The sequence below is a fragment of the Martelella alba genome (assembly GCF_006516955.1).
Lineage (GTDB): Bacteria > Pseudomonadota > Alphaproteobacteria > Rhizobiales > Rhizobiaceae > Martelella > Martelella alba.
The window spans coordinates 176,987-193,638 of record NZ_VHLG01000007.1 but is presented as its reverse complement, the minus strand read 5'-3'; the positions used below and the strand labels follow the sequence as shown (position 1 = coordinate 193,638).

Annotated in this window: 17 protein-coding genes; 5 read left to right on the top strand and 12 right to left on the bottom strand. The window is 58.8% G+C overall.

Annotated features, from left to right (window positions below):
- Positions 1–61 precede the first annotated feature (61 nt).
- Positions 62–529 carry a hypothetical protein gene (locus FJU08_RS12535; RefSeq protein WP_141149347.1) on the top strand — a complete coding sequence of 156 codons (468 nt, stop codon included), beginning with the start codon at positions 62–64 and terminating at the stop codon, positions 527–529.
- Between the two features lie 8 nt (positions 530–537).
- On the opposite strand, the gene truA is transcribed toward FJU08_RS12535, so the two are convergent.
- The 3 genes from truA to def form a co-directional block, all read right to left on the bottom strand.
- Positions 538–1,290 carry a tRNA pseudouridine(38-40) synthase TruA gene (gene truA, locus FJU08_RS12530; protein WP_141149346.1) on the bottom strand — a complete coding sequence of 251 codons (753 nt, stop codon included), beginning with the start codon at positions 1,288–1,290 and terminating at the stop codon, positions 538–540.
- Positions 1,290–2,225, bottom strand: coding sequence for a methionyl-tRNA formyltransferase (fmt, locus tag FJU08_RS12525; RefSeq protein ID WP_235890674.1), 936 nt, complete (start codon positions 2,223–2,225; stop codon positions 1,290–1,292). The genes truA and fmt overlap by 1 nt, the downstream gene beginning before the upstream one ends.
- A gap of 64 nt (positions 2,226–2,289) precedes the next feature.
- Entirely contained in the window at positions 2,290–2,805 is a 516-nt protein-coding gene (def, locus tag FJU08_RS12520; protein WP_141149345.1) for a peptide deformylase, read from the bottom strand.
- Positions 2,806–2,947: 142 nt separating this feature from the next.
- On the opposite strand from def, the gene FJU08_RS12515 reads away from it, so the two are divergent.
- Positions 2,948–4,144: a DNA recombination protein RmuC gene (locus FJU08_RS12515; protein WP_141149344.1), complete on the top strand. Its 1,197-nt coding sequence runs from the start codon at positions 2,948–2,950 to the stop codon at positions 4,142–4,144.
- 128 nt (positions 4,145–4,272) lie between these two features.
- The gene (locus FJU08_RS12510) at positions 4,273–5,172 is read left to right on the top strand and encodes a ribokinase (RefSeq protein ID WP_141149343.1); all 900 of its coding nucleotides are present in this window, start codon (positions 4,273–4,275) and stop codon (positions 5,170–5,172) included.
- Between the two features lie 388 nt (positions 5,173–5,560).
- On the opposite strand, the gene FJU08_RS12505 is transcribed toward FJU08_RS12510, so the two are convergent.
- Positions 5,561–6,505, bottom strand: a complete 945-nt coding sequence (locus FJU08_RS12505) for a nucleoside hydrolase (protein ID WP_141149342.1) — start codon at positions 6,503–6,505, stop codon at positions 5,561–5,563.
- A gap of 169 nt (positions 6,506–6,674) precedes the next feature.
- Between FJU08_RS12505 and FJU08_RS12500 the strand changes: the two genes are divergently transcribed.
- Together FJU08_RS12500 and FJU08_RS12495 are read left to right on the top strand one after the other, a co-directional pair.
- Positions 6,675–7,079 carry an Hsp20 family protein gene (locus tag FJU08_RS12500; protein ID WP_141149390.1) on the top strand — a complete coding sequence of 135 codons (405 nt, stop codon included), beginning with the start codon at positions 6,675–6,677 and terminating at the stop codon, positions 7,077–7,079.
- Positions 7,080–7,118: 39 nt separating this feature from the next.
- A complete protein-coding gene (locus tag FJU08_RS12495; RefSeq protein ID WP_407943710.1) occupies positions 7,119–7,400 on the top strand; it encodes a BQ00720 family protein in 282 nt (93 codons plus the stop codon).
- Positions 7,401–7,415: 15 nt separating this feature from the next.
- Here the strand turns inward: FJU08_RS12495 and trmB are convergent, their stop codons facing one another.
- The 8 genes from trmB to miaB all read right to left on the bottom strand — a co-directional run bounded on the left by trmB (position 7,416) and on the right by miaB (position 16,577).
- Positions 7,416–8,120 (bottom strand): tRNA (guanine(46)-N(7))-methyltransferase TrmB, encoded by a 705-nt coding sequence (gene trmB / locus FJU08_RS12490; RefSeq protein ID WP_141149341.1) that lies wholly within the window; start codon positions 8,118–8,120, stop codon positions 7,416–7,418.
- Between the two features lie 12 nt (positions 8,121–8,132).
- Positions 8,133–9,371: a methionine adenosyltransferase gene (metK, locus tag FJU08_RS12485; RefSeq protein ID WP_141149340.1), complete on the bottom strand. Its 1,239-nt coding sequence runs from the start codon at positions 9,369–9,371 to the stop codon at positions 8,133–8,135.
- A gap of 197 nt (positions 9,372–9,568) precedes the next feature.
- A complete protein-coding gene (locus tag FJU08_RS12480) occupies positions 9,569–9,982 on the bottom strand; it encodes a helix-turn-helix domain-containing protein (RefSeq protein WP_141149339.1) in 414 nt (137 codons plus the stop codon).
- Between the two features lie 250 nt (positions 9,983–10,232).
- Positions 10,233–11,672, bottom strand: coding sequence for an apolipoprotein N-acyltransferase (gene lnt, locus FJU08_RS12475; protein ID WP_181409838.1), 1,440 nt, complete (start codon positions 11,670–11,672; stop codon positions 10,233–10,235).
- Positions 11,673–12,026: 354 nt separating this feature from the next.
- Positions 12,027–13,265: a hemolysin family protein gene (locus FJU08_RS12470; protein ID WP_141149337.1), complete on the bottom strand. Its 1,239-nt coding sequence runs from the start codon at positions 13,263–13,265 to the stop codon at positions 12,027–12,029.
- Between the two features lie 13 nt (positions 13,266–13,278).
- Positions 13,279–13,785, bottom strand: coding sequence for an rRNA maturation RNase YbeY (gene ybeY, locus FJU08_RS12465; protein ID WP_141149388.1), 507 nt, complete (start codon positions 13,783–13,785; stop codon positions 13,279–13,281).
- 2 nt (positions 13,786–13,787) lie between these two features.
- The gene (locus FJU08_RS12460; RefSeq protein WP_141149387.1) at positions 13,788–14,849 is read right to left on the bottom strand and encodes a PhoH family protein; all 1,062 of its coding nucleotides are present in this window, start codon (positions 14,847–14,849) and stop codon (positions 13,788–13,790) included.
- Positions 14,850–15,188: 339 nt separating this feature from the next.
- Positions 15,189–16,577 carry a tRNA (N6-isopentenyl adenosine(37)-C2)-methylthiotransferase MiaB gene (gene miaB / locus FJU08_RS12455; protein ID WP_141149336.1) on the bottom strand — a complete coding sequence of 463 codons (1,389 nt, stop codon included), beginning with the start codon at positions 16,575–16,577 and terminating at the stop codon, positions 15,189–15,191.
- Positions 16,578–16,652: the final 75 nt, after the last annotated feature.

Below are 16,652 nucleotides of genomic sequence, written 5' to 3'. Positions count from 1 at the left end.
ACCCTTGACACGCAAACCCAAGGCGCTAAACCTCAGCATACCTGTCCTGAGGGGGATCACCATGTCAAAGCCTGTTCTGACGCTTTCTGTCTGCCTGTTGCTTGTTGCCTGTCAGGCTGGCCCGATCAATGTTCTCTACAAGGAAGGCAGCACCCGCGACCAGCGACAGGAAGCCTATGATCAGTGCATGATCGAAGCGCTGAAACAAGTGCCGCAGAACATGGTCACCGAGGTGTCAGGCGGCTATTCCGTACCGGGCTTCATTAGCTGCGAGGACAAGGACGACAAAAGGACCTATTGCACAGAAGTCGGCGGCTATGTCACGCCGGTGACCAGTGAAAGCCATGACACCAATGCGGCCCTTCGCGCCCGCGTGGTTGACCGCTGTCTGGCCGAAAAAGGCTATACGTCCATCGTCCGTCCGATTTGCCCTTCACAGCAGGAACGCAGCATGGCGGCAAGCCAGATAGCCCAGCCGCCGCAAGCAGCCATCAGCTGCGTTGCCGGTCCCTCGGTTTCAACACTCTGACCGAATGGTCAATCCGAAGGATAGTCGACCTTCATGAAATAGAGCCCCTCGGGCGGGGCGACAGGCCCACAGGCCTTGCGATCACGCGCTTCAAGCGCTGCACGCACATCGGCGGCGCTCATCTTGCCGTCGCCGGCCAGTTTCAGCGTGCCGGCAAAGGAGCGGATCTGGTTGTGCAGAAAGCTCTGCGCCGAAGCACGGATCTCGATCACCTCGCCATTGCGCGTGACATCGAGGCGGTCGAGCGTGCGCATGGGTGACTTGGCCTGGCAGTGAACGGAGCGGAAGGTGGTGAAATCGTGGTGGCCGATCAGTTGCTGGGCAGCTTCATGCATCGCCTCGTGATCCAGTGGCTTCGGCACCCACCAGGCCCGCTTTGCCTCGATGGCGGGATGCGCCCGGCGATTGAGGATACGATAGAGATAGTGCCGTTTGATGGCGGAGAAACGCGCATTGAACTCGGGATCGGCTATAAGGACCTCCGTCACCGACACCGTCTCTGCCGCAAGGCGCAGATGGGCATTGAGCGCGTTGAGCAGCTGGAACGGGCTCCAGTCGCGCGATAGATCGAGATGAACGACCTGACCGAGCGCATGAACGCCTGAATCAGTTCGCCCGGCCCCGCGAATGCTGACGGTTTCCCCGGTCAGCGAGAAGACCGCAGCCTCAAGCGCGCCCTGCACCGAACGTCCATTGTCCTGGCGCTGCCAGCCGACATAGGGTGTGCCGTCATATTCGACGGTCATGCGATAGCGTGGCATCAGCCGAGCACCGTGCCCTTTTGCAACGAATGACCGCGCAGAAACGCTTCTGCATCGAGTGCCTTGCCGCCAGCCTTCTGCAACCGGGTCAGCGCAACCGCCCCAGTGCCGCAGGCAACGACGCCGGCATCGGCATCAATCACCGTTCCGGCGGGGCCGCTCCCTTCGGCAAGCCGGGTCTCGATCAGTTTGACACGTTCCGGCTTTCCCTCCGCAAATGACGCTTCGAACCAGGCGCCGGGAAAGGGCGAAAGGCCACGCACATGATTATGCACCATCTGGGCGGAAAGCGAGAAATCGACGCGGGTCTCCCCCTTGTCGATCTTGCGGGCATAGGTCGCTCCCTCTTCCGCCTGCTCGTTCAGCTGAAGCGTGCCGGCCTCAAGCGCGGCCAAGGCTTCGACCATCAGCCGGGCACCGACCTGCATCATCCGGTCGTGCAGTTCTCCCGCCGTCATATCAGGCGTTATCGCCACTTTCTCGGTCAGCGCGACCGGGCCGGTATCAAGCCCCTTGTCCATCTTCATCACCATCATGCCGGTCTCGGCGTCACCAGCCATGATCGCGCGCTGCAGCGGGGCAGCCCCGCGCCAGCGCGGCAGAAGCGAGGCATGGCCATTGAAACAGCCATGTTGCGTGCCGGAAAGAATAGCCTGAGGCAGGAGAAGGCCATAGGCTACCACTACCGCCACATCAGCCTTGAGCGCCGCAAAGGCGATGCGGTCCTCTTCCGCCTTGAAATTGACAGGCGTGCGGACCGGAAGACCGAGCAGTTCGGCTGCCTGATGAACCGGCGTCTTGACTTCGGATAGACCGCGCCTGCCGGCTGCACGCGGCGGCTGGGCATAGACACAGACGATCTCATGTCCTGCATCGACAAGCGCGCGCAATGTCGGCACGGAAAAATCCGGCGACCCCATGAAGATTACTCTCATCGCCTTCAGCTCCTTCTCGCTGAGACCGTCATCAACGGACCGGAAGCCAGCCTCGCCTGCTGGCTCAAAGCTTTTGCTGACGCGCCGACTTGGTAAACTTGCGGATCACCCGGTCACGTTTCAACCGAGACAGATAGTCGATGAACAGGACGCCATCGAGGTGATCCATCTCATGCTGCAGGCAGGTTGCAAGCAGGCCGTCGGCCTCCAGCTGCTGCTCCTTGCCATCAAGATCCGTGTAGCGAACAGCAACTTCAGCCGGCCGCTCGACCTCGGCAAAGAAATCCGGAATCGAAAGGCAGCCTTCCTCGTAGATGGAGCGTTCGTCCGACGCTGAAAGGATCGACGGGTTGATGAAGACCATCGGCTCTTTCTTGTTCTCGTCCTTGCTGACATCGAGAACCAGCATACGCCGCGGCACACCGACCTGTATAGCAGCCAGGCCAATGCCCGGCGCTTCATACATCGTCTCCAGCATATCGCCTGCAAGCTTTTTCAGTTCGTCATCGACCCGCTCCACAGGTGCGGAAACCTTGCGCAATATCGGGTCCGGAAGAATAATCATGGGCTTTGTCGTCATGGCTCCCCCCATAGCGCAAGTTTCGCCCATGTGAAACGAAAAGATGCTGAAGGGTCACAACTGGACCGGCGAAATTGACCTTCCCGTCAATTTGTTCATGATTTGATCTTCACCTTCCGGCAAAATCTGTTAGGCTGACAAAATGGAACAAAGCACAAACACTCTCCTGACCGCACTCACCGGCGCATTTGGCGGCGTCTTGCCGTTTGCCGTCGCGGTCATCGGCGTGCTGACGCTTGCTCTCAGCGTTTTCCTGTTTCTGGCCAGCCGGCGAAACCGGCACGGCCAGGACGACGCGCTTGCCGAGCAGATGAACGGCCTGATGCGCAGCCAGATCGAGATGCAGGGACGCATGGCAACCATGGCCGAGCTCTTCGGCACCCGTCAGGCTGAGCTGAATCAGTCGCTTGGGAACCGGCTCGACGGCCTTTCCCAGAGGCTCGGCACTTCGCTGAACGAGCAGACGCGCGCCACCCATGCCAATCTCGCCCGGCTGCAGGAACGTCTGGCCGTAATCGATGCGGCGCAGAACAATATCCAGTCGCTCGCAAAAGACGTCGTCGGCCTTCAGGCCATTCTTTCCAACAAACAGACGCGGGGCGCCTTCGGCCAATCGCGGATGGAAACCATCATTGCCGATGCCCTGCCTGCCGGCAGCTACCGTTTTCAGGCCGGTCTTTCCAATGGCACCCGTCCCGATTGCCTGATTTCCATGCCCAATGCCATGCCACCGCTGGTGATTGACGCAAAGTTTCCGCTTGAGGCGTGGAACGCCATGAATGGCGCCGAAGACGACATGGTGGCGCGACAGGAAGCGCAACGTTTCCGCCGCGATTTCGAGACCCATATCCGCGACATTGCGCAAAAATACCTGATCCCGGGCGAAACGCAGGACACCGCCTTTTTGTTCATCCCTTCCGAATCGATTTTCGCCGACGTGCATGAACGCTTCGAAAGCCTGGTGCAAAAGGCACATCACGCCCGCATCGTCATCGTCTCGCCGACCCTTCTGCTGCTGTCGATCCAGGTGATCCAGGCTATGCTGAAGGACCAGCGCATGCGCGAACAGGCGCATCTGATTCAGAGCGAGGTTGCACATCTGCTCGGCGATCTCGGACGGCTCAACGACCGCGTCACCAAACTGCAGAGCCACTTTGGTCAGGCGCGGCAGGATATCGAGCAGATCCAGATTTCATCAGCGAAGATCCTGCGCCGCGGCGAGCGAATCGGCGGTCTTGAATTCGAACAGCAACCGGCCGCCGGCGACGAGGCGGCGTCCCCGTCGAACCCGTTGCCGGAACAGGGTAAACTGAAGTTACGCATCGTCGAAGAGGATTGAGCGGACGCAGCAGCATCGCAATCTGGACAGATGTCGACCAATCAGCCATTGATGACCGCATTCCTGCTGCGGCCCGTACCTTGTCAATCAGGCGCCGCGCACAACGACCTTCGATGAAAGGACGCGCGATGATCACCGTCTTCGGCTCCATCAATATGGACCTGATCGCCACGACCGAGAGACTGCCCGAGCCGGGAGAAACAGTGACCGGCAACAATTTCTACACCGCCCAGGGCGGCAAGGGCGCCAATCAGGCTCTGGCCGCAGCCAGGGCCGGTGCAAAGGTCAGGATGGCCGGCGCTGTTGGAACGGATGAATTCGCCGAGGCGGCCACTGCGCTTCTCGCCGAAGCCGGGGTTGATCTTTCGGCAACCAGGCATGTCACCGGCCCCACCGGAACCGCGATGATCCTGGTCGGCGGCGACGGCGAAAATGTCATCGTCATCAACGCGGCCGCCAATGGCACGCTCACGCAAGAGGACGCACGGGCAGCGGTCGACGCCATGGCTCCGGGCGACACGCTTGTCCTGCAGCTGGAAATCCCTGCTGATGCAATCCGCACGGCACTTGCCGCAGCACATGAAAAGGGGATCCGGACGGTACTCAATACCGCGCCGCTGACGGCAGAAGCCGCAGAACTCGGCCGCCTCGCAGATATCGTGATTGCCAATGAAACGGAATTCGAGCTTTTGACCGGCGCAGACGCACTGGGCAGCGAAGGCCGGATCAATGTGCTGAAATCCTATCACGACGAAACCGGGCAGACGGTGGTCATCACCCTCGGTGCCGAAGGCGTCATCGCCATGGAAAACGGTGTGTTTCACCGCATTGACAGCATGAAGATCGACGCAGTCGATACCGTCGGCGCTGGCGATACTTTCTGCGGCTATCTCGCTGCCGGTCTTGATGCCGAGCTCGACTTTGACGCAGCCGCCCACCGCGCCGCCATCGCCGGTGCTCTGGCCTGCCTCAAGCCCGGCGCCCAGCCCTCCATACCGGTCGCGGGCGACGTCGACGCACAGTTCTGAGGCCGCGAGTGCGGTTCGGCGCTCTTGATCAGATCGGCCCCCTGCCCATCTGTCCTGACCGCATGGACTTCTTGAGCCTCGCCTCGCTCCGCCGGACCATGCCCTGGCGCCAATAAAATCGGCGACTTTCGCCGGTTCAGATTGCCTGCTTGGGGTGCCCCTCCGTTGTCATCCCCGTGCTTGTCACGGGGATCCAAATTTGTAAGACATTGAATAGACGGGCTCTTTCGCCGCGCAGACGCGCATTTCCGTCATGCCTGTAACAAATACAGGCATGACGGCAGAAAAAGAGGCGAGCTTTGCCAGCAGTCTGACCGGCGATCTTTCGCCGGTTTCGTTGTCTCGCTCCGCAGCGCATCCGCGCGACTGCGCCACATAAGCGAATGCCCTAGAGCCGCGCCAGACGTTCGGTCAGAAGCGCGAAGAAACCATCGGCATCCGCCTTTCCAATGACCGTGGCATTGGGTTTCCGATCGGTCACTTTCCACCAGTCGACAACCGTTGCCCCAAGCGTGAGCTCGGATTGGGTCTCGATCTCGACATTGCAAAGCCGCCCGGAAAAGAGTTCGGGTTTGATCAGATATGCGATCACCGAAGGATCATGCAGCGGCCCGCCGTCAGAGCCGTATTTCTCGATGTCGAAACGCTCATAGAACAGCAGCATCTCCGCCATTGCCGTTGCTGCCGGTCGGCCGATGGCTGCAATCTTGTCAACGCGCGACTTGAGGCAAAGCAGCTGATGCGTCACGTCAAGCGGCATCATCACCAGCGGAATGCCGGCCGAAAAGACGATATCGGCGGCTTCCGGATCGACATAGATGTTGAACTCGGCGGCCGGCGTGATGTTGCCGCCCTCAAAATAGCCGCCGCCCATCAGGACGATTTCCTGAACACGCTCGACAATGTCAGGCGCCTTCTGAAAGGCAGTCGCGATATTGGTCAGCGGACCAAGCGGGCATAGCGTGACCGTGCCAGACGGTTCATTTCGCAACGTCTCAATGATGAAATCGACCGCATGCTGCGCCTGAAGCGGCATGGTCGGCTCAGCCAGTTCCGGCCCGTCAAGCCCGGTCTTGCCGTGAACATGTTCCGCCGTCACCAGCGGACGGGCGATCGGCCGGTCGCAGCCGGCAAACACGGGCACATCGGCGCGGCCAGCGAGTTCAGCGATGATACGGGCATTGCGCTCGGTCAGACTGAGCGGAACGTTGCCGGCGACGGCGGTAATGCCGAGCACGCAGATTTCCTCGGGGCTGGCCAGCGCCAGAAGAATGGCCGCTGCGTCGTCCTGTCCGGGATCGGTATCGATAATGATATTACGGGCCTTGCTCATGGGTTCCTTCTTTTTCTTGAGGAGCTGCGGCGGATTGCCATTGATCGGAAAACAAGGCTTGGAGCCTGCCACAATTCTTGTCAAGCTGCCTTGGGGCTGCATCCCGTTGGTCAGGGCTTGCGATCAGCGCTCGAAAAAACCATATGGTCGACAGTCAAAGGAAATGAAGATGGCGCGTATAGACCTCAGACTCGACCCGCTGGATATGACCACCGAAATGCTTGCCACGCTATCGCGCGGCAGCGGTGGCTACCCTCCTTTCGATATCGAATATCTGCACGACCGCGACCCCGGCGCCTTCCTGCGCATCACGGTTGCCGTCGCGGGCTTTGAAGCGGAAGAGCTGGATGTCACGACAGAAGGTCATCAGTTGGTGATCCGCGGCAGCCAGGACGAAAAGCAGAATGGCGAGTTTCTTTATCGCGGCATCGCCGGCCGGCAGTTCCGACGGATCTTTCTTTTGACCGACGCCATGGAAGTCACCCGTGCAAACCTGCAAAACGGGCTTCTGGCCATAGAAATCGCGCGCCGCCCCGCAAACGTACGGAAAATTAACATTTCCGTTTCAGATTAAGGTTAATCGCGGCTGCAGCTGGAACCTGCCGTGAAAGACATGACCGAAGCGCCGGAGAATGACATGAGCCTGAAGATTGCCGACTGGTCCCACGATCCCGAGATTTTCGCAGCGCTCGGCAATGGCGAATTATGCTACTTCCGCCAGTTGGGGCGTAGCGAGGCTCTGGCAAGCTTTCCAGAAGCGGTGAACCTGCGCGCCGACGCCACGCTTTGGGGCCTGTTCGCCGCCGATGGCACACCACTGCTTCTTACGGAAAACCGTGCCAGCATTTTCTTCAAGGCGATGGAAGACGACATCCGCACGGTCACACTGCACTGAGCAGTCTTTCGATCCTCAAACCTTCAAAAAGGTCAGATAGGCGCTTTTGCGTCCTTCGCGACGTGCCTTAGCCTCGTAACGCGTCGATGGCCAGTTCTCATAAGGCGCGGTCCAGTCGCTCGCCTCACGCGCCTGCCAGGCAAAACCGCCATGCCGACGGCAATGAAGAAGCGTCCAGTTCACGTAACTATCGATATCTGACGCAAAGCAGAATCGCCCACCGGGCTTCAACACGCGATGGAACCGGTCAAGATTGGCCTGAGAGACAAAGCGGCGCTTCCAGTGCTTTTTCTTCGGCCAGGGATCGGGATAGAGCAGATCGATGTGATCGACGCTTTCAGCCGGCATCCAGTCCAGCACCTCAACCGCATCGTCGTCATGCAGGCGGATATTGGACAGCCCCTTTTCCTCGATCGTGCCAAGCAGCTTGGCCATCGAATTGATGAAGGGTTCGACACCGATAAAGCCGGTCTGCGGGAATTCACCCGCGCGATGGGCAAGATGCTCACCACCACCAAAACCGATCTCAAGCCGGATGGCATCAATGCCTGCCGGAAACAGATCCTCCAGGTCATCCGGCGCATCTGCGGCAAGATCCAGTGCGAAACGCGGCAGCATCTCCTCCAGATTATGCGCCTGCCGGGCGCGCAGGGCTTTCCCCTTGCGCCGCCCGAAAAAGGCTTTGCCCTGGCGGTCACCAAAATCGGCATCGTCGGTCATGATCAGCGTCCGTCAGCTTTTCAGCGCTAGCTTCAGCGGCTTCACCAGATCAAGCTTTTCCCAGGAGAAGGAGCCGTCACGGCCAGCCTTGCGGCCAAAATGGCCATAGGCCGAGGTCTTCGCATAGATCGGCTTGTTCAGCGCCAGATGGCGGCGAATGCCGGAAGGCGACAGATCCATGACCTGGCGGATCGCCTTTTCGACCGCGTCCTCATCCACCTTGCCAGTGCCATGAAGGTCGACATAGACCGACAGCGGCTGTGCCACGCCGATGGCATAGGAAAGCTGAATGGTGCACTTGTCGGCAAGGCCCGCGGCGACGACATTCTTGGCAAGGTAACGCGCCGCATAGGCGGCAGAGCGGTCAACCTTGGTCGTGTCCTTGCCCGAAAAGGCACCGCCGCCATGGGGTGCTGCACCGCCATAAGTGTCAACGATGATCTTGCGGCCGGTCAGACCAGCATCCCCATCAGGGCCGCCGATAACGAATTTGCCGGTCGGATTGACATACCAGGCACAATCATCCGAGATCGGCAGATCGCCGAGCGCTTCGCGGATATAGGGCTCCACAACACTGCGGACCTTGGCTGAATCCCAGCTTTCATCAAGATGCTGGGTGGACAGGACGATGGAAACAACTTCACTCGGCTTGCCATCGACATAGCGAACGGTCACCTGGCTCTTCGCATCAGGACCAAGCTTGGCAACTTCGCCCTCGCCTGCCTTGCGCGCATCGGCAAGCGTCTGCAGAATACGGTGCGAATAATAGATCGGCGCCGGCATCAGTTCCGGCGTTTCGCGGCAGGCAAAGCCAAACATGATGCCCTGGTCGCCAGCGCCTTCATCGCCCTGACGGTCAGACGCATTGTCCACACCCTGCGCGATGTGCGCCGACTGGGCATGCAGCAGCACGTCAATGCGCACATTCTTCCAGTGAAAACCATCCTGCTCATAACCGATATTGCGGATTGCACGCCGCGCCGCCGATTTGAAGCGGGAAGGATTGACAATCTCGTTGCCGTTCTTGTCCTTCTTCATCAGGCTTTCGGGCAGACGAACCTCTCCGGCAATCACAACACGGTTTGTCGTGGCCAGCGTCTCACAGGCAATGCGCACTTTCCAGGGATCGACACCTGTCTTGGTGGCCTCGCGATATACGAGATCGACAATCTCGTCCGAGATACGGTCACAGACCTTGTCAGGATGCCCTTCGGAAACGGATTCACTGGTAAAGAGATAATTGCTGCGCATCGGGATTCCCCACATAGAAATTAGCCTGATTTTGTTAGACACTTCGTCGACAAATGACAAGGACACAACAATATAAATATGTCTTTATGCGGCTAGGCAGCCTTGCTTCGAACGCATGGCTCGCGGCGGGACGAAGAAACCCCGAAACGCAAAAAGGCAGCCGTGAGGCTGCCTTTCCGCGATGATATCCGATTAACTCACTCTGCCTCTGCAGCCAGAGATTTCACGAGGTCGACCAGTCTGCGGCGCACTTTCGGATCATTGATCTTGACGAAGGCGCGGTTCAGCTGAAGCCCCTCGGAGGACGACAGGAAGTCGACCACATAGCTGGAGCTCGATGCTTCCGCCATACCGGTGGCAGAGCCTGCGCGCTCGCCGGGGGCATCTTCGAAGAAGAAGGATACCGGTACGTTGAGGATCGTCGAGATGTTCTGAAGACGGCTGGCGCCAACGCGGTTGGTGCCCTTTTCGTACTTCTGAATCTGCTGAAAGGTAATTCCCAGGCTTTCACCAAGTTTTTCTTGGCTCATGCCCAGCATGGTACGGCGCAACCTGATCCGACTCCCGACATGAATGTCGATCGGGTTCGGCTTCTTTTTGTTTTCTGTCATTTTTGTTCCTATTCTCACTAACCCATCGCCACACCGAACCCGCCGCGTCGTAAAGTGATTATGCAACCACCGGATTTTGGCACTGCAGGCCCGACGAGAATGCCAAGGCAGCCCACTATGCAATTTTAGGGTATAACGGTCAATTGTAGAGGATTTCCAAAACCATTACGTGAATGTAATGTTCACCCTCATGGCGCTTTAGTTCGACCTTTTGCGGGTTATAGAACAGTAATTTCGCCAAAAAAGCAACCTATGGTAACGAAATCGCAACGTCAAGGTAGCCCTTTTCACCGAAGGACAACCGGCCGATGACTCTACCATAGGCATCAACGACCGCCGAAACGCCGTTTTCACCGACGCGAATCAGCGGTTTTCCTACAGCTACAGCCTGTAATCGAGCCTCGGCGAAGTGCTGATAGGGGCCTGGTGTCCCTGAAAACCAGCTGTCAAAACTCACATTGAGAAGCGCATCGGACAATCCCGACTGCGCCCCAACTATGCCGGGAAAAACGGCTTCATAGCAAATAAGCGGGAAAAGCGTCATCCCGTCGGGAAGCAACAGGAGGTTGCGCTCAACCCCGGGCACGTAATTACCCGCAATCGTTGAAATAAAACCAAGCCCAAATGCCTTCAATGTCTTCGCAAACGGCAGATATTCTCCGAAGGGGACGAGGTGGACTTTATCAGCTGCCGAGACAATCTGACCATCATCATTGAGAACAACAATGGAATTGTGAAACTGCGGCATGCCATCATCATCACGGCCGGCAAAGCGAGTTGCCCCGGTGATCAGGGTCTGGCCCGGCTTCAGCATCTCACCGATGGCCGTGCGTGCGTCGGCGCGATCATCGATCAGAAATGGCAGCGCCGTTTCAGGCCAGACGATAATGTCAGGAACCCGGGTCCCCCCATTGGGCGGGGCCGATGACAGGGCCATCAGCGACGCAAAGGCGGCCTCCCGTCCCTCTATGCTGCCCCAGCTCGCAATATCGCTGGCGGGCTGAACCATCCGCACGACGGTTTCATGCGCCGACTGTGCTGCCGGCGCCGTCCCCAGGCGGAAACCGCCATAGCCCAGATCCGCCACAAAAAGCCCAAGCGCCAGGCAGAAAACAAGCAAGCGCCGTTCAAGCCACATCAACGGCGCAGCAAAGACAACAACGCAAAGGCCGCTGAGACCGAAAAGCCCGACCAGCCGCACCGACTGCATGAAGAGCGGCGTGGGTACGGCCGTATAGCCAAGCGCATTCCATGGAAACCCCGTGAAAATATAGCCCCTGAGCCATTCACCAAGCCCGATCGCCAGAGCCACAGCCAGGAAACGCAACCCGCGCCAACGAAAAAACGGGACCGCCAGCGCCAGTGCGAAACCGTAATAGAGCGCAAGATAGGCAGGAAAGCCAAGAACGGCGAAAGGGATGGCCCAGGCGAAATGTACCGCATCCTGTAAAAGCGCGGCGGCCAGCCACCATAGGCCAAAGACAAAATAGCCGAAGCCGAAACACCAGCCCGCGATAAAGCCGCGCCTGACAGCGGCAATGCCGGCACGCTGTCCGACAAAGCCATCGGTCAGCAGAAACAGCGCCGGTACCGTGAGAAACATCACCGGCATCAGGCCGAAAGGCGCAAGCGCAAATGTCGACAACGCCCCGCATGCCATCAACGCAACAGCCTGAGCGCGGCCGCTCATCTGCCGGACCCGTTGCTGAAGCCTCATAAGGAAGGCCGGACCACCGGTGATGGGCTTGTCTTGTATCGGCATCGGCGCGCACTCATTCCATCATGTTTACCGGCAGGCAATCGCCGCCGCCGGTCTTTCCGCCTGGAGCAGGATCCGACCGAAACAAGGGAGGATCGGTAGGGTCATTCTGTCAAAACAACATGTCAAAGCGCCGATTCCGATGCTTCAGACCGGAATAGCTCTAACATATCAGGCAAAAACCGATATCCTCGTTTTCGCCCGATGCGCCAGTGACAACAAAGCCAGCGCCCGACAGATTTGTCCTGCGCTGGCTTCATTCCTGTTGAAAGACGCGGCAGAGACCTACCGCGGCGAACCGTCACCTTCGGCGCCGACGCGCTCGGGACCATCAGCTGCCACACCCGCAATCGCCACGGGCGGCTCCGGCGGAAGTGCTGGCCGGGTCGCATCTTGAGGCTCTGCCTCGTGGCGCAGGGCAGCTGCACGGCGACGCACCGGCGCACGGCGCCTGAGAATGCGGACACGGCGAATGCGACGCGGATCGGCATCGAGAATATGGACTTCGAAGCCTGGCAGAGACTGGATCACCTCACCACGGGCGGGAATACGGCCGATAGCGGAGAAGATCAGACCGCCCAGCGTATCCACGTCCTCGGCATGGTCGGAAATATCAAAATCCGGACCAATCGCCTCGGCGATATCCTCAAGCTCGACACGGGCATCGGCGACGAAAACATCATCGGAAACGCGCGTAAACATCGCCTCTTCGGAATCATGCTCGTCATCAATGTCGCCGATGACCATCTCGACGATATCCTCATGCGAGACAAGTCCGTCCGTGCCGCCATATTCGTCAATCACCAGCGCCATCTGCGTCCGGCTCGCCTGCATGCGCTGCAGCAGATCTGATGCCAGCATGGAGGGCGGCACGAACAGAACAGGGCGGATGATGCCCGCATCGGCGACGCTCTTGTCGAGATTGACACGAGCGAGATCAAGACCGCTGCGATGCGCCCGGCTGGATTTCTCCGCAACCGGGGCCTTGGCCGTGGTCTCGACCCGCCCACCGGCCTGGGCGGCGGTGCGCGTGGGATTGCGACGGCGGCCGCGGGCCTGCTTGGACAGGTAAGCCAGAAGATCGCGAATATGCACCATGCCGCGCGGATCATCGAGCGTTTCAGAAAAGACCGGCATACGCGAATGGCCGCAATTCTCGAAGATCAGCAGAAGCTCGCCAAGCGAAATGCTCTGGTCCACGGCGTCAATATCGGCGCGTGGCACCATAACGTCTTCGACACGAACTTCGCGGAAACGCAAAATATTGTTGAGCATCGCCCGTTCTTCGGGCGAGAAATCACTGCCCCCGGCACCGTCTGCCGACAGTGCATCTTCGAGGTCCTCACGCAGTCTTGAGCCTGCGTGCCCATTGCGCTTCAAGCGCATGAAAAAACCCCTGATGGGAGAACCGTTTTTTTCAGTGTGGCCGTTATGCGGCCCCGTACTGTTGGGTTCGTCGAGTGCAGAGCCGTCTTCGGCATCCTGCCCGCTTTCTCGCAGCGGTACGATCTGTTGCTGGTTCATCTTTCCTTAGGTGTTAAACCGGGTCACTACCCTGATAAGGATCAGATAGGTTAAGTGTGGCCAAAATGCGAGTCTCAAGTCCTTCCATGAGCTCCGCATCGGTGTTTTCTATATGATCATAGCCCAAAAGATGCAGAAATCCATGCACCAGAAGATGGGTCAGGTGTTCCTCGAAGGGCTTTTCCAGCGCCTCCGCCTCGCGTTTGACCGTTTCATAGGCCACCACGATATCGCCGAGCATCGGCCCCGGCATGTCGCCGGGCGCAATCGGAAAGGCCGGAAAGGACAGGACATTCGTTGCCTTGTCCATATCGCGCCATTCCGCGTTGATCGTGCGTATCGTCTTATCATCCGTAAAGACAAGCGACAGCTCCGCCTCCGGCTCGAAGAAGGGCTGCCCCTCCTCTTTCGCGAGCAGATCCGCCGCCGCTCCCACCGCCCTGTAAACCAGGGTTTCGAGGTCAGCGATATTGTCCCACGCGTCGTCCTCGACAGTGATCTGATAATCGAATTCTGCCATCATCAGGCGTCGCTGGCCTCGCTGGCTTCACCGGCGGTGCGGCTCTCGCCGTCATAGGCGGCGACGATGCGCGCCACCAGCGGATGACGCACCACATCCGTATCGGTAAAGCGGATGATCGAAATGCTTTCCACGCCCTTGAGGATCCCGAGCGCCTCGACCAGACCGGATTTGACGCCGCGCGGCAGGTCGATCTGGCTCGGATCGCCCGTAATGATCATCCGCGAATTCTCGCCGAGACGGGTCAGGAACATCTTCATCTGCATCGATGTCGTGTTCTGCGCCTCATCGAGAATGACGGCCGCATTGGCCAGCGTGCGCCCGCGCATGAAGGCGAGCGGTGCAATCTCGATGACACCGGCGGTAATAGCGCGCTCGACCTTGTCGCCCGGCATCATATCATAAAGCGCATCATAAAGCGGACGGAGATAGGGATCGACCTTCTCCTTCATATCACCGGGCAGAAAGCCGAGACGCTCGCCCGCCTCAACCGCCGGACGCGACAGGATGATCTTGTTGACCACGCCGCGCTCCAGCAGCTGCGCCGCATAGGCAACCGCCAGATAGGTTTTACCTGTGCCGGCGGGACCGACGCCAAAGACAAGCTCATTGCGCTCCAGCGCACGAATATAGGCATCCTGTGCCGGCGTGCGGGCCGCAATTGATTTCTTGCGCGTCGAAATCTGCGACATGGACAGCTTCGCCTTGCGCTCCAGCGTCGGCAGGCTCAGCTGATCATCGGCGGCAACAGCCATTCGGATCGCGCCTTCAACATCGGATTTTTCCACATGACCGCCATTCAGAAGCTGGCTGTAAAGAAAATCAAGCGCCCGGCGGGCCTGATAGGTTGCGGCCGTGTCCCCGCTCAGCGCCACGGAATTACCGCGTGGCATGGCTTTGACCTTCAGCCTGTCTTCCAGCATTTTCAGATGTTCATCGAACTGACCGAACAACTCGCTGGCATAGCGGTTGTTCTCAAAAGTAAGGACGAAATGACTCGCCTCTTCCTTGGTGTTGGGACGCGCGCCCTGCGCGGTTTCGGCAACCAGTTCTGTTACGTTCAAGCGGTCAAGCTCCTGAGAAAAGACGACGACACCTTTGATCGACACCGAAGCGTTCATATGCCTCTGCTGGCGAACGAACAGACTTCGCGCTGTTAGGGCGGCACATCACAAGACGGTGCGCAGCAAAATGCCCGTCCGGTCGACATGCATACCGATCCGTTGAAACAACCATATCTGCATGGAACATGCGAAGCCGGTCGGCCCTTGAACATCTTTGCCGCTGAACTGACTGAGTCTCTTTGAGGTCGCCAAGCTTCATGAATAAAGGCTAAACGCGATCCGTCGATTTGTGAAGCGATTTGTCTTTCGCCACACGCTTTTCATCGTGGTGTCACAAAATCAAAGCCGATCAGCGGCAAGGCTGTTCGGGCCGGCAGACGTAATGCGCACCCGCACCATATCGCCGATCGCAGCATCGCCGCCCGCGATCACGACCGATTGCAGCCAGGGCGAGCGGCCGATCAGCTGACCTGCTTCCCGGCCCGGCTTTTCCAGAAGGATATCCATTTCACGGCCGACGCAGGAGGCTGCAAATTCACGCTGATGACGGGTCAGAAGCGCCTGAAGCCGGGCCAGCCGCTCGGTCTTGACGTCTTCGGGCACCTGATCTTCAAGCTCGGCACCCGGCGTTCCCGGGCGCGTGGAATATTTGAACGAGAAGGCCTGCGCATAGCGGAGTTTTTCGACCAGATCGAGCGTTGCCTGGAAATCCTCTTCGGTTTCGCCGGGAAACCCGACGATGAAATCACCCGACATAGCGATATCAGGCCGGACCGCGCGAATGCGGCCGATCAGGGCCAGATATTCCTCCGCCGTATGCTTGCGGTTCATCGCTTTCAGGATGCGGTCGGAGCCGGCCTGAACGGGAAGATGCAGATAGGGCATCAGCTTGGGCAGATCGCGATGAGCAGCCATCAGCCGGTCATCCATGTCGCGCGGATGGCTGGTTGTATAACGCAGCCTCTTGATACCCTCGATATCAGCCAGATGGAACAGGAGATCACCAAGCCCCCAATCGGCGCCATCGGGTCCGCTGCCATGCCATGCATTGACGTTCTGGCCCAGTAGCGTGATTTCGCTGACGCCATTTTCGACCAGCCGGTGCGCTTCATCGACGATCTGGTTGCGCGAACGTGAAACTTCCGCACCCCGCGTATAAGGCACGACGCAGAAGGTGCAGAACTTGTCGCAGCCCTCCTGCACGGTGAGAAAGGCCGAAACATTTTTTGGCCGGTAGCCGCGTTCCTTCTTCGGCAGATAGTCGAACTTGTCCTCGACCGCATAGTCGGTATCAACCACGCGCTCACCGGCCTTGGCCCGCTTCAGCGCCTCGGGAAGCCGGTGATAGGTCTGCGGGCCGATGACCACATTGACATCCGGCACCCGGCGCAGGATCTCCTCGCCTTCCGCCTGGGCAACGCAACCGGCAACGCCGATCAGCATTTCACGGCCTTCTCTGGCACGCTCACGCTTCATGTCACGCAGACGGCCCAAAGCGGAATAGACCTTTTCGGCGGCCTTTTCACGGATATGGCAGGTGTTCAGCAGCACCAGATCGGCATCGTCCATGTTTTCGGTCGGCTGATATCCATCGCTGGCCAGCGCCTCGCCCATCCGCTCGGAATCATAGACATTCATCTGGCAGCCATAGGTCTTGATGAAAACCTTGCGCTGATTGTCCGTTGCCGATGCCGTCATATCTGTCGTTCCAATGGTCTCTTGCCTCATGGCGGGCCTTTTAACCTGCTTTGAAGCGCATGAAAAACGGAAAATGCGCCCATTTGAACGCTTTTATGAGCAAAA